General features: G+C 65.1%; 11 protein-coding genes. 9 read left to right on the top strand and 2 right to left on the bottom strand.

Features of this window, described 5'->3' with window-relative positions; genetic code table 11:
* Positions 1-217 precede the first annotated feature (217 nt).
* Entirely contained in the window at positions 218-1,261 is a 1,044-nt protein-coding gene (locus tag LH19_RS01325) for a polysaccharide deacetylase family protein (RefSeq protein ID WP_054724249.1), read from the bottom strand.
* A gap of 71 nt (positions 1,262-1,332) precedes the next feature.
* Positions 1,333-1,884 (bottom strand): phosphatase PAP2 family protein, encoded by a 552-nt coding sequence (locus tag LH19_RS01330; protein ID WP_082396185.1) that lies wholly within the window; start codon positions 1,882-1,884, stop codon positions 1,333-1,335.
* Between the two features lie 282 nt (positions 1,885-2,166).
* Between LH19_RS01330 and mdh the strand changes: the two genes are divergently transcribed.
* The 9 genes from mdh (at position 2,167) to LH19_RS01375 (ending at position 12,972) form a co-directional block, all read left to right on the top strand.
* Positions 2,167-3,129, top strand: a complete 963-nt coding sequence (gene mdh, locus LH19_RS01335; RefSeq protein WP_054724251.1) for a malate dehydrogenase — start codon at positions 2,167-2,169, stop codon at positions 3,127-3,129.
* A gap of 406 nt (positions 3,130-3,535) precedes the next feature.
* Positions 3,536-4,426: a succinate--CoA ligase subunit alpha gene (sucD, locus tag LH19_RS01340; protein WP_054724253.1), complete on the top strand. Its 891-nt coding sequence runs from the start codon at positions 3,536-3,538 to the stop codon at positions 4,424-4,426.
* Between the two features lie 84 nt (positions 4,427-4,510).
* Positions 4,511-7,333, top strand: coding sequence for a 2-oxoglutarate dehydrogenase E1 component (locus LH19_RS01345; protein ID WP_054732837.1), 2,823 nt, complete (start codon positions 4,511-4,513; stop codon positions 7,331-7,333).
* A 95-nt stretch (positions 7,334-7,428) separates the two neighbouring features.
* A complete protein-coding gene (odhB, locus tag LH19_RS01350) occupies positions 7,429-8,673 on the top strand; it encodes a 2-oxoglutarate dehydrogenase complex dihydrolipoyllysine-residue succinyltransferase (protein WP_054724255.1) in 1,245 nt (414 codons plus the stop codon).
* 31 nt (positions 8,674-8,704) lie between these two features.
* The gene (locus LH19_RS01355) at positions 8,705-9,031 is read left to right on the top strand and encodes a hypothetical protein (RefSeq protein ID WP_054724257.1); all 327 of its coding nucleotides are present in this window, start codon (positions 8,705-8,707) and stop codon (positions 9,029-9,031) included.
* 47 nt (positions 9,032-9,078) lie between these two features.
* Entirely contained in the window at positions 9,079-10,476 is a 1,398-nt protein-coding gene (gene lpdA, locus LH19_RS01360; protein WP_054724259.1) for a dihydrolipoyl dehydrogenase, read from the top strand.
* 4 nt (positions 10,477-10,480) lie between these two features.
* Positions 10,481-11,368 (top strand): hypothetical protein, encoded by an 888-nt coding sequence (locus LH19_RS01365; protein ID WP_054724261.1) that lies wholly within the window; start codon positions 10,481-10,483, stop codon positions 11,366-11,368.
* Positions 11,365-11,982: a trimeric intracellular cation channel family protein gene (locus LH19_RS01370; protein ID WP_054586574.1), complete on the top strand. Its 618-nt coding sequence runs from the start codon at positions 11,365-11,367 to the stop codon at positions 11,980-11,982. Before LH19_RS01365 ends, LH19_RS01370 begins: the two co-directional genes overlap by 4 nt.
* 87 nt (positions 11,983-12,069) lie before the next feature.
* Positions 12,070-12,972, top strand: coding sequence for an alpha/beta fold hydrolase (locus tag LH19_RS01375; protein ID WP_054732840.1), 903 nt, complete (start codon positions 12,070-12,072; stop codon positions 12,970-12,972).
* Positions 12,973-12,995: the final 23 nt, after the last annotated feature.

Here is a 12,995-nt window from a genome sequence, read left to right on the forward strand (position 1 = left end):
GCTCAGGGCAAGGAAGCAAGACGAAGGCATATGAAAATATTCCGAGGCTTGCTGACGCGGCCATGGGCAAAATCGATCAAATCCCGCAGGGACGTCAAATGGCTTCGATCTTGGGCCCGTGCGGCCTTGCGGGTAGCGATGCTACCCGCGGCGTCCACCCGAACCCAATATCTTCGCCATTTCGACGCCTCGAACGCGCCATCGGCGGGTCCGTGGCCTAAGCCACGGCCAGGAGGATGCCGCCTAGGATCTTGCCCCAGCGCGAGGAATTGAGCGTCACGGAGACGACATCGCGGACATAGCGGACTTCGTGTGCGAGATGCCCGACGCCCTGTTCGATTTTCCGGCGCAGCGTGCGCAGCGGTTTGGGCGCCGCGATACCGATCCGTCCCGGGCGCGCGGGCGGGGCAGGCAGCGTTGCCAGACCGCCGCTCGTCACCCGCGCGTCGTCCGCGACGGCGCGGCACAGCGCCTCCATGCGGGCGACGGCGAGATGGTTCGGCACCTCGCGGTCGCGGCTCAGCAATTCGAAACTGTGGCTGAACGCCGAAAACTGGATCGCGCCGCTCGCCGCGCTATGGTCGAGCGCGTCGCGCATCTCCTGTTCGGACATCGCGCAAAGCTGGGCCGGGCGGAAACTGTTGGCGCGGTCCATCAGCCCGCTGACCGGAACCTCGACGACGCCCAAATGTTCGCGCATGCCAAGATTGCCTGCATCGAGCGAAATGGCGCAGCCGTGGGCGAGATAGGCGCCGTTGAAGCTGCTGTCGAAACGAAAGCCCAGCGCTGCGAGCGCGCGGAGCGTGTCGTCGTTGGCGCCGAAATTGCCGGCGCGAAACGCGGTCGGGCGCGGCGCGCCCGCCCCGACCAATATATCGCGGGCAAAGCCGATCAGCTTTTTCTGCGCCGCCAGCGGGAAATCGCCGATATTGCGCCCGGTGAGGTGGCCGGCCGGGTTGAACGTCGCGAATTTCAGCCACTCGGTGTGGATATGAAGCTGTACCTCGTGGCCGCGGCGGACGATCGGCTGGACTATCGCGTCGATGATTTCGGGGCCGTAAACCAGCGCGGGCATCGGATCGACGAAATAGACCCCGGTCAGGCCATGGCGATCGAGCATGTCCATCTGGAAATGGATCCCGAAATCGCCGTCGCGGCAGCGGCCGAGGATCGAGCTTTCGAAATTGGCGCGCGCATCGGCACCCCGTTGATAGAGGCGCGCCGACAATTCGGTGTCGAAGCTGATGATGGCCCGCGTCATGGCAGCAAGCCTAGCCGCAGCGGGGTATAGGTACGGTTAATCGGCTGCTGTGGCGATGCCGGCCGGGCTGGTCAGAAGCGGAAACTGACATCGACCCCGGCCCCCTTGGTGTCGCCCCACGGAAAAATCTGCACCCGTTCGTTCGCTTTGCTGGTGATGAGATGCCCGGTCGCCGTCCCGATCGCCGCGCCGACGAGCACGTCGCCGACGCGGTGCTTTTTCGCCTCGACGCGCGACAGGCCGACGAACGAGGCGACGAGATAGGCGGGCAGCCCGGCTTCCCAGCCATGGCGGTTGTGAAGCGTCGCGGCGGCGGCAAAGCTCGTCGAGGTGTGCCCCGAAGGAAAGCTCTTGTTGTCGCTGCCGTCGGGGCGGCGCGAGGGGAAGGCTTCCTTCATTCCCTGCGTGATCAGCATCGTGCCGCCGATGCTGCCGCCGGCCTGCAACACGCCCTCCCAGTCGCCTTCGACCGCCGGCACCGCGAAGGCGGCGACGACGAGCGCATTTTTGGCGATCGTACCGGCGTCGTCCCAGCCGTCTTCGCTGGCGCGGACCGGCGCGGCGAGGCCGAGCGACAGTGCGATCGCGAACACGGGAACAAAGCGCGGCGAGATTTGTTTCATGCGCAGCGAGCTTATGCCGCTGTCATGCAAAGGCAAGGAAAAGCCGTCAGGATGGCGCGAAACCATCCGGCGAAGCGCATGCTGCCACCTCTCCCATCTTTCTTAATGTTATTGCGAACTATTATCAAAAAAAGGCGGATTTTCGTCCTTTTCGCTGTTGTTTCCTTAAGGGAATCGGCGTAGGGCGTCGCCAGTCTTGGGACCGGCAAGGGGCTGTAGCCCGTGCCTCCGCCGGTCTGTGAACCAATTGCCGGGCTTGCCAGGAAGGGAGTGCCGCGCGCCATGGGACGCAAGAAGATCGCTTTGATCGGAGCCGGGAATATCGGCGGAACGCTGGCGTTGCTCGCCGCGCAGAAGGAACTGGGCGACGTCGTCCTGTTCGACGTCGTCGAAGGCGTGCCGCAGGGCAAGGCGCTCGACCTGTCACAGGTCGGCCCGATCGCGGGCTTCGACGCGAAGATCACCGGCACGAACGACTATAAGGATATTGCCGGCGCCGACGTCATCATCGTCACTGCCGGTGTCGCCCGCAAGCCGGGTATGAGCCGCGACGACCTGCTCGGTATCAACCTCAAGGTCATGAAGGCCGTCGGCGAAGGCATCAAGGCCAACGCCCCCGACGCTTTCGTCATCTGCATCACCAATCCGCTCGACGCCATGGTGTGGGCCCTCCGTGAATTCTCGGGCCTGCCGCACAACAAGGTCGTCGGCATGGCCGGCGTGCTCGACTCGGCGCGCTTCAGCCACTTCATCGCCGACGAATTCGACGTGTCGGTGAAGGATGTGAACACCTTCGTGCTCGGCGGTCATGGCGACACGATGGTCCCCGTCGTCCGCTACTCGACGGTCAACGGCATCCCCGTTCCCGACCTCGTCAAAATGGGCCTGTCGTCGCAGGACAAGATCGATGCGATCGTCAAGCGTACCCGTGGCGGCGGCGGCGAAATCGTCGCGCTGCTCGGCACCGGTTCAGCCTTCTACGCCCCCGCAGCGTCGGGCATCGCGATGGCCGAAGCCTATCTGGGCGACCAGAAGCGCATCCTGCCCTGCGCCGCTTTTGTCGACGGCCAGTACGGCCTCGACGGGCTGTACGTCGGCGTGCCGGTGCTGATCGGCGCCGGCGGCGTCGAGAAGATCGTCGAGATCGAACTCGACGATGCCGACAAGGCGGGCCTGCAGGTCTCCGTCGACGCGGTCAAGGAACTGCTCGACGCGTGCAAGGGTCTGGATCCGAGCTTGGGCTGAATTGATTGGTGGGGCCTCTACGTTGCGCTGGGGAAGAAGAACTTTGAGCAGTCAATGTATCTTGAGAACCAGCGCAGAGGGCCTGTGTCAGGCGCTCGCCTGCGAAATGTTCCCGGCGTTTAAATCGTGGTTCGACTCGCACCCGGAATTGCGTCCCTTCAATGGACCATTTCCAGATATTGCCACGACGAGACTGACAACTATCCCAATGCATTACAAACGCCCAAGCAAGCTTGCGCCATTTGGATTTACGGCAGAGATTCCAGCGGAAATTACAGATAATTACCCCGAAATCCGACTTTCTTGCACAGGTGAGATGGGCGGTACGTCCGGCAATCACCTTAGCGAGATCATGTTTAACGGCGAGTCTCGGACTCCCAACTCTAACGAGAATTGGACCTTCTGAATGAGCATTCTCATCGACAAGAATACCAAGGTCATCACGCAAGGGATGACCGGTGCCACCGGCACCTTCCACACCGAACAGGCGCTCGCCTATGGCACGCAGATGGTCGGTGGCGTGACGCCGGGCAAGGGCGGCACGACGCATATCGGCCTGCCGATGTTCAACACCGTCGAAGAAGCCAAGCATGCGACCGGCGCGACCGCGTCGGTCATCTATGTGCCGCCGCCGTTCGCCGCCGACTCGATCCTCGAGGCGATCGACGCCGAGGTCGAGCTGATCGTCGCGATCACCGAAGGCATTCCGGTGCTCGACATGGTCAAGGTGAAGCGCGCGCTGTCGGGTTCGAAGTCGCGGCTGATCGGCCCGAACTGCCCCGGCGTGCTGACACCCGACGAGTGCAAGATCGGCATCATGCCCGGCAACATCTTCAAGAAGGGCAGCGTCGGCGTCGTCTCGCGCTCGGGCACGCTGACCTATGAAGCGGTGTTCCAGACCTCGAACGTCGGGCTTGGCCAGACGACCGCGGTCGGCATCGGCGGCGATCCGGTCAACGGCACCAACTTCATCGACGTGCTCGAACTCTTCCTCGCCGACGAAGCGACCAAGTCGATCATCATGATCGGCGAAATCGGCGGCGATGCCGAGGAACAGGCCGCCCAGTTCCTGATCGACGAAGCCAAGCGCGGCCGCAAAAAGCCGATGGCCGGCTTCATCGCGGGCCGCACCGCGCCTCCGGGCCGCCGCATGGGCCACGCCGGCGCGATCGTGTCGGGCGGCAAGGGCGACGCCGAAAGCAAGATCGCGGCGATGGAAGCCGCCGGCATCAAGGTGTCGGCGAGCCCGTCCGAACTCGGCACGACGCTCGCCGAAGTGCTCAAGGAACGCGTCTGAGCAGGCGGCCTGCCGGCGCGATTTGCCGGCGGGCCTCCGCTCCCCATATATGATGACAACCCTTTCCTCCCCGTGGAAAAGCAGATGAACCTCGAACGACAAAGCTTCGACATCGACGAGCCGCAGGCCGGCCCGAGCTGGGCACCGAAGAACTGGCCGAGTATCGACAGCGACGACCTGACCGCCGCGCTCGATCCGCAGCAGATGCAGGTCGCGGTGAAAGCCGCCGCCGCGAAAGCCGGCGCCCCGCTGTCGAACGCTGAAGTCGAGCGCGCCGCCGATGATTCGATCCGTGCGATGATGCTGATCCGTACCTACCGCGTGCGCGGGCATCTTGCCGCCAACCTCGATCCGCTGGGGCTCAGCCAGCGCGAACTGCCCGCCGACCTCACCCCCGAATATCACGGCTTCGCAGGCGCCGATCAGGATCGTCCGGTGTGGCTCGGCGGTACGCTCGGCCTCGAACGCGCGAGTGTGCGCGAGGTCGTGGCGATCCTGCGCGCCAATTATTGCGGCAATGTCGGCCTCGAATATATGCATATCGCCGACATCGAGGAGCGCCAGTTCCTGCAGGAGCGGATGGAAGGCGCCGACAAGATCATCGAATTTTCAGTCGAAGGCAAACGCGCCATCCTGAACAAGGTGATCGAGGCCGAGGAGTGGGAGAAATTCCTCGCGCGCAAATATGTCGGCACCAAGCGCTTCGGCCTCGATGGCGGCGAATCGATGATCCCGGCGATGGAATCGATCATCAAATATGGCGGCCAGTACGGCGTCAAAGAGATCGTCTATGGCATGGCGCATCGCGGCCGGCTCAACATGCTCGCCAACGTGCTCGCCAAGCCGTACCAGGTGATCTTCCACGAATTTTCGGGCGGCAGCGCCAACCCCGACGATGTCGGCGGGTCGGGCGACGTCAAATATCACCTCGGCACCTCGACCGACCGCGAGTTCGACGGCATTTCGGTGCATATGTCGCTGGTTCCGAACCCCTCGCATCTCGAGGCGGTCGATCCGGTCGTGCTCGGCAAGGTGCGGGCGCAGCAAGTGGCGCGCGGCGACCTGACCGAACATGCGCAGGTGCTGCCGGTGCTGATCCACGGCGACGCGGCCTTCGCGGGGCAGGGGATCGTCTGGGAATGCCTCGGCTTCTCTGGGATCCGCGGCTACAACACCGGCGGCTGCATCCACTTCATCGTCAACAACCAGATCGGCTTTACGACCAGCCCGCAGTTCGCGCGCTCGTCGCCCTATCCGTCGGACGTCGCGAAGGGCGTGATGGCGCCGATCCTGCACGTCAACGGCGACGATCCCGAAGCGGTCACCTTCGCCTGCAAGCTGGCGATCGACTTCCGCCAGCGCTTCAAACGCGACGTCGTGATCGACATGTGGTGCTATCGCCGTTTCGGCCATAACGAGGGCGACGAGCCTTCGTTCACCCAGCCGCTGATGTACGCCAGCATTCGCCAGCATCCGCCGGTGTCGCAGCTTTGCGCGGCGAAACTCGAAGCCGAGGGCGTGATCGACGCCGGCTGGGCCGACGCGCACCGCGCCGAGTTCGTGGCGCGGCTGGAAGGCGATTTCGAGGCAGCAAAGAGCTACAAGCCGAACAAGGCCGACTGGTTCGCCGGGCGCTGGTCGGGGCTGCACTCGCCCGCCGATCCCGAGAATGCGCGCCGCAACATCGCGACCGGCGTGTCGGACAAATTGTTCGATTCGATCGGCCGCACGCTGACGACGATCCCCGGCGACCTCGAGGTGCACAAGACGCTGCGCCGCGTCATCGACGCGCGGGCGGCGATGTTCGCCGACAAGAGCGACGATGAAGTCTTCGACTGGGCGACCGCCGAAAGCCTCGCTTTCGGGACCTTGCTCAGCGAGGGTTATCAGGTCCGCCTGTCGGGTCAGGATTCGGGGCGCGGCACCTTCAGCCAGCGCCACGCCGTCTGGGTCGATCAGAAGGACGAGCATAAATATATCCCGCTGACGACCGTCCCGCACGGCCGGTTCGAGGTGCTCGACAGCCCGCTCTCCGAATATGGCGTGCTCGGTTTCGAATATGGCTATGCGATGGCCGACCCGAAGAGCCTGGTGCTCTGGGAAGCGCAGTTCGGCGATTTCGCCAACGGCGCGCAGATCATGATCGACCAGTTCATCGCGTCGGGCGAAGCCAAGTGGCTGCGCGCCAACGGCCTCGTGCTGCTGCTCCCGCATGGTTATGAAGGGCAGGGCCCCGAACATAGCTCGGCGCGTCTCGAGCGCTTCCTCCAGCTCTGCGCGGGCGACAATATCCAAGTGTGCAATATTTCGACGCCGTCGAACTATTTCCACGTCCTGCGCCGCCAGATGCTGCGCCCGTTCCGCAAGCCGCTGATCATCATGACGCCGAAGTCGCTGCTGCGTCACAAGCTGGCGGTGTCGCAGCGTTCGGATTTCATCGGCGAGGCGCATTTCCGCCGCATCATGTCCGACCGCACGCCGCCCGAGGACAAGGCGATCAAGCGGGTCGTGCTCTGTTCGGGCAAGGTCGGTTACGACCTGATGGAGGCGCGCGATGCTGCGGGGCTGACCGACACGACGGTGATCCGCATCGAGCAGCTCTATCCCTTCCCGGGCGAGCCGCTCGCGATCCGGCTGAAGCGCATGCCGAACCTCGAAGAGGTGGTGTGGGCGCAGGAAGAACCGCGCAACAACGGTAGCTGGTTCTTCGTCAACGAACTGATCGAGGACGCACTGACCGAGGCGGGGCACAAGGGCATGCGTCCGCGTTATGCCGGGCGCGCTGCCGCCGCGTCGCCCGCGACGGGGCTGATGAGCCGCCACCAGACCGAACAGTCGGCGCTCGTCGCCGATGCGCTCGGCCTTTCGGTCCGTGCCGAAATCCGCCGCGCCAAGAACAAAGCATAGGTTTTTTAGGTGTGCCCCTGCGAAGGCAGGGGCCCATCTCCGACCGTTTGATGATGGACCCCTGCCTTCGCAGGGGTACGGAAAGAGAAGAGACGATGAGCACCGAAGTCAAAGTCCCCACGCTGGGCGAAAGCGTCACCGAAGCGACGATCGGCGAATGGCTGAAACAGCCGGGTGAGGCGGTCGCGGTCGACGAACCGATCGCCAGCCTCGAAACCGACAAGGTCGCGGTCGAAGTGCCGTCTCCCGTCGCCGGCGTGATGGGACAGCAGGTCGCGGCGGTCGGCGACACCGTCAACGTCGGCGCGGTGATCGCGACGATCGAAGCGGGCGCGGGCAAGGCCGCGGCGCCTGCTGCTGCTCCGGCTGCGAAGGCAGAGGCGGCGGCGCCTGCTCCCGCCGCCACCGCCGCGCCTGCGCAAGCAGAGGAAGGCGTCGACACCGTCACGACGATGTCGCCCGCGGTGCGCCGTCTGGTACTGGAGCATGGCGTCGACCCGACCAAGATCAAGGGCAGCGGCAAGGACGGCCGCCTCACCAAGGAAGATGTGCTCGCGGCCGCCAATTCGGCGCCCGAAGCTGCCGCGCCGGCTCCGGCTGCAGCGACTGCCGCGGCGCCCGCAGCTAGCGGCGCGCCGGGTCGCCGCGAGGAACGCGTCAAGATGACGCGCATGCGCCAGACGATCGCCAAGCGGCTGAAGTCGGCGCAGGACACCGCCGCGATGCTGACGACGTTCAACGACGTCGACATGTCGGCAGTGATGGCGACGCGCGACAAATATCGCGAAAGCTTCGAGAAGAAGCATGGCGTCCGGCTCGGCTTCATGAGCTTCTTCACCAAGGCGGTCGCGCTTGCGGCGCACGATATTCCTGCGGTGAACGCGCGGATCGACGGCGACGAGATCGTCTATCACGACTATCTCGACGTCTCGGTCGCGGTCAGCGCGCCCAACGGCCTGGTCGTGCCGGTGGTGCGCAATGCCGACAGCCTGTCGTTCGCGGACATCGAAAAGGCGATCGCCGACCTCGGCAAGCGCGCCAAGGACGGCACGCTGACAATGGAGGACATGACCGGCGGTACCTTCACCATCTCGAACGGCGGAGTGTTCGGCGGCCTGATGTCGACCCCGATCATCAACCCGCCACAGTCGGCCGTGCTCGGCCTCCACCGCATCGAAGACCGGCCGGTGGTGCGGAACGGCGAGATCGTGATCCGTCCGATGATGTATATCGCGATGAGCTATGATCACCGCCTGATCGACGGCCGCGAGGCGGTGACCTTTTTGAAGACGATCAAGGAAGCCATCGAGGATCCGACGCGCCTGCTGATCGATCTTTGATCCTTCTTCCCTTCACAGAGGAGCGCAGCCCATGACGCCTTTCCCGATACGCCCGATCCGGGCAGCGAGCCTGTTTCTGACGGTGTTCGCGCTGGCAGGTTGCGGCGAGGGTGCGAGCGATATGGGAAAGGGGTTCGAGGACGGTTTCAAGAGCGAATTCGTCGAGAAGTTCGATAATTCCTGCCGTGGCGCTGCCGCCGGCGGCGGGGCGCCGGCCGACAAGGTTGCCGAAGTCTGCAATTGCGCGGCCGACGAATTGGTCAAGAAATATAGCGCATCGGAACTGATGAGCCTGTCGCCCGAAGCGGCGATGCCGGTTATGAAAGAATGCGCGGTAAAATCCGGGCTGCCGGTCTGAGCGGGTCCGCTCCGCGGCGGCAGGCAGTATATTGAGGTAGATTGAACATGGCTGATTACGACTACGACGTCCTTGTCATCGGTGCCGGCCCCGGCGGCTATGTCGCGGCGATCCGCGCGGCGCAGCTGGGCCTCAAGACCGCGTGCGCCGAAGGGCGCGAAACGCTCGGCGGCACCTGCCTCAACGTCGGCTGCATCCCGTCGAAGGCGATGCTGCACGCGTCGGAATATTTCGAAGCCGCGGCGGGCGGCGCGATGGCGGCGATGGGCATCAAGGTAAAGCCCGAACTCGACCTCGGTACGATGCACGGCCAGCGCAAGGATGCGGTAAAGGGCCTGACCGGCGGCATCGAATTCCTGTTCAAGAAGAACAAGGTCGACTGGCTGAAGGGCTATGCGCAGTTCACGTCGAAGGACAGCGTCGAAGTCGCGGGCAAGACCTATCGCGCCAAGAATATCATCATCGCCACCGGATCGTCGGTGACGCCGCTTCCCGGCGTCGAGGTCGATAACGACAAGCAGGTCATCGTCGATTCGACCGGCGCGCTCGAACTGGCGAAGGTGCCGGGGCATATGGTCGTCATCGGCGGCGGGGTGATCGGGCTCGAACTCGGCAGCGTGTGGCGCCGCCTCGGCGCCAAAGTCACCTGCGTCGAGTATCTCGACCAGATCCTGCCCGGCATGGACGGCGACGTCCGCAAGGAAGCGAACAAGATCTTCAAGAAGCAGGGCATCGAGTTCAAACTCAAGACCAAGGTCACCGGCGCGACGGTCAAGGGCAAGAAGGCCGTGCTGACGCTCGAACCCGCGGCCGGCGGCGATGCGGAAACGCTCGAGGCCGATGTCGTGCTCGTGTCGATCGGCCGCAAGCCGAACACCGACGGGCTCGCGCTCGACAAGGCGGGCCTCGCGGTCAACCAGCGCGGCCAGATCGAAACCGATCATGATTTCAGCACGCAGGTCCCCGGCATCTGGGCGATCGGCGACGTCATCCCCGGCCCGATGCTCGCGCACAAGGCCGAGGATGAAGGCATTGCCTGCGCCGAAAATATCGCGGGGCAGACGGGCATCGTGAACCACGACGTCATCCCGTCGGTCGTCTACACCTGGCCCGAAATCGCCGGCGTTGGCCTCACCGAAGAGCAGGCGAAGGAAAAGGGCGAGGTCAAGGTCGGCAAGTTCCCGATGCTCGCGAACAGCCGCGCCAAGACCAACCACGAGCCCGACGGCTTCGTGAAGGTGATCGCCGATGCCAAGACCGACCGCGTGCTCGGCGTGTGGTGCATCGCCAGCGTTGCCGGCACGATGATCGCTCAGGCGGCGCAGGCCATGGAATTCGGCGCGACGTCGGAAGACATCGCCTACACCTGCCACGCGCATCCGACGCACAGCGAGGCGATCAAGGAAGCCGCAATGGCGGTGACGGGCAAGCCGATCCACATCTGAGGCGATGCCGGCGCCGCGTCATCGCACGATGCCGTGCGCGCCGGTCTGGCTCGCGGCAGCGGCGCTGGTCGCGGCAGTTGCGAGCGGGCTTTTCTTCTTCCACGTCGGCGGCGCTCCGGCAGCCTATCTGCCGCTCAATGCCGCGTCGCTGCTTCTGGCGTTGATCGCGATGTTCGCTGTCTCCGCCGGGCGCCTGGGCGGTCGGGGCGCAGCGTGGGTGGTTGCGCTGTGCCTCGCCGGGATGGCGGCAACATTGGTCAGCGGCTTCGATCTCGACGGGGTTCGCCGCTGGCTGCCGCTGGGCCCGGTTCGGCTTCACGCTGCGATGCTGCTTTTGCCGGCGATGATCGCTGCCTTGCCGCGCCTCCCGGACCGCTGGCAACTGGCGGCGGTGGCTGTGGCGGCCGCGGTCGCCGTACTCCAGCCAGACGTCGCTTCCGCGCTGGCCCTCGGCCTCGGCTTCGTCGCTTCGCACTGGCAGCGCCGGCGCGCGCCGTCGATTGCCGCGGGACACGCGGTGGTGGCGATCGGCATCATCGCGAGCGCCTTTCGTGCCGATCCTCTGGCGCCCGTTCGCTTTGTCGAAAATGTCGTCGCCGATGGCTGGGGCCTGCATCCGGGCATCGGTATTCTGATCCCGGCGGCGTTGCTTTTCGCGATCGGCGCGCCCGCCCTGATGCGAAGATTGCATCGCGATAGCGCGCTCGGCGTCGCGGGCGTCTGGACCGGCTTCGCGGCGGCGTCGCTGATCGGGCCTTATCCGACCCCGCTCGCGGGTTATGGCGCGGCGGCGATTCTGGGCTATGGTCTGGCGATAGCGGTGCTGCGCGGCCTGCCCGTGCGTGACTGGCCGCGCGGTGATGGCACCGGCCGATCCGGGGAAGATGATTGACGAGCGATACCATCATCCGCCTGCTCGACCTTTCCGGTATCGCGGTCTTCGCGCTGTCGGGCGCGCTGATGGCGGTGCGGCTGCGCCAGACTTTGGTGACCGCGAGCTTTTTTGCGCTCGTAACGGGGGTCGGCGGCGGCAGCGTGCGTGATCTCCTCATCGGCGCTCCGGTCTTCTGGGTTCAGGACGGTGCGATTGCCGCCGTCTGCATCGCCATCGCGCTGATCGTGTGGGTAACGCCCGAACGCTGGTGGCCGGGGCAATTGCTCGAATGGGCCGACGCCGTGGGGCTTGCCGCCTATGCCGTTTTCGGGACGGCGAAGGCTTTGGCCTGGGGCGTACCGCCCTTTCCGGCGCTGATGATGGGGGTGATCACCGGCTGCGTCGGCGGTACGATCCGCGACATCCTTGCCGGGGTGCCGTCGATCATCATGCGCCCCGAAGTCTATGTTACCGCTGCTGCGCTCGCATCGGGCCTTTTCCTGCTCCTGCAATGGCTGGGGACGGGAACGCCGGTGGCGGCCGTGGCGGGTGCGGTTGCCGGCTTTGTCCTGCGCGGCGCCGCGATTCACTGGTCGCTCGCGCTCCCCGCATATCGCGGGCCCAAAAGCTAGGCCGCGCGCCGGGCTTGCCAAATCGCGAATCTGTGGCAGGTTCGGCTTGTGAACATCGGTGTCAGCACCTTCCAGCGCGGAGATTCCATGACGACAGAACAGGCGACCGCCAACGGCATCAGCATCACCTATGAGGACAAGGGGCCGCGCGAGGCGCCGGTGATCCTGCTGGTGATGGGGCTCGGCGGCCAGTTGACCCTATGGCCGGACGAGTTCGTCGAGGCGCTGAACGCGCATGGCTTCCGCACCATCCGCTACGATAATCGCGACGTCGGCTTGTCGACGCGCTTCGACGCGGCGGGGGTTCCGAACCTCAAATGGATGTTCGTCAAGGCGGCGATCGGCCTGCCGGTGCGTCCGGCCTATACGCTGGCCGACATGGCGGCCGACGGCATGGCGCTGCTCGACCACCTTGGCGTCCAGCGTGCGCATATCGTCGGGGCGTCGATGGGGGGCATGATTTCGCAGCATATCGCCGCGCGCTATCCCGACCGCGTCCTGTCGCTGACCTCGATCATGTCGACCACCGGCAACCGCCGCCTGCCGCGTGCGAACAAGGAGGCGATGCAAGTCCTCGCGAACCGGCCGATGAGCGGCGGCAAAGAGGATCTGATCGCATACTCCGTGCGCGCCGCGCGGGTGATCGGCAGCCCCGGCTATCCGGCGACCGAAGAGCGGCTGCAGCGCCGGGTGCGGAGCGATTTCGAGCGGGGCTGGTACCCGCAGGGCGTCGCGCGGCAGATGGCGGCGATCGTTTCCGACGGCGACCGGCGCGCGATGCTGAAGGAGATCAAGGCACCGACCCTGGTCATCCACGGCGAGGCCGACCCGCTGGTGCCGATCGCCGGTGGACGCGACACGGCGGAGAATATTGCGGGCGCGCGGTTGCTGACGATCCCGGGAATGGGACATGATCTGCCGCTGGCGCTGGTCGATACGCTCGCCGACGCGATTGCGGAACATGCGCAAAGTGTCGCCGTAGCGGCCTAGCTTTCCCCTCCCGCGTACGGGAA

Origin of the sequence: Sphingopyxis macrogoltabida (assembly GCF_001314325.1) — a bacterium.
GTDB classification, from domain to species: domain Bacteria; phylum Pseudomonadota; class Alphaproteobacteria; order Sphingomonadales; family Sphingomonadaceae; genus Sphingopyxis; species Sphingopyxis macrogoltabida.

Bases quoted from the DNA above. Each gene is read 5' to 3' on its own strand.
- LH19_RS01355 (WP_054724257.1), top strand. From the start codon at position 8,705: ATGACGCCTTTCCCGATACGCCCGATCCGGGCAGCGAGCCTGTTTCTG.
- sucD (WP_054724253.1), top strand. From the start codon at position 3,536: ATGAGCATTCTCATCGACAAGAATACCAAGGTCATCACGCAAGGGATG.
- LH19_RS01345 (WP_054732837.1), top strand. From the start codon at position 4,511: ATGAACCTCGAACGACAAAGCTTCGACATCGACGAGCCGCAGGCCGGC.
- odhB (WP_054724255.1), top strand. From the start codon at position 7,429: ATGAGCACCGAAGTCAAAGTCCCCACGCTGGGCGAAAGCGTCACCGAA.
- lpdA (WP_054724259.1), top strand. From the start codon at position 9,079: ATGGCTGATTACGACTACGACGTCCTTGTCATCGGTGCCGGCCCCGGC.
- LH19_RS01330 (WP_082396185.1), bottom strand. From the start codon at position 1,884: ATGAAACAAATCTCGCCGCGCTTTGTTCCCGTGTTCGCGATCGCACTG.
- LH19_RS01375 (WP_054732840.1), top strand. From the start codon at position 12,070: ATGACGACAGAACAGGCGACCGCCAACGGCATCAGCATCACCTATGAG.
- LH19_RS01365 (WP_054724261.1), top strand. From the start codon at position 10,481: ATGCCGGCGCCGCGTCATCGCACGATGCCGTGCGCGCCGGTCTGGCTC.
- mdh (WP_054724251.1), top strand. From the start codon at position 2,167: ATGGGACGCAAGAAGATCGCTTTGATCGGAGCCGGGAATATCGGCGGA.
- LH19_RS01325 (WP_054724249.1), bottom strand. From the start codon at position 1,261: ATGACGCGGGCCATCATCAGCTTCGACACCGAATTGTCGGCGCGCCTC.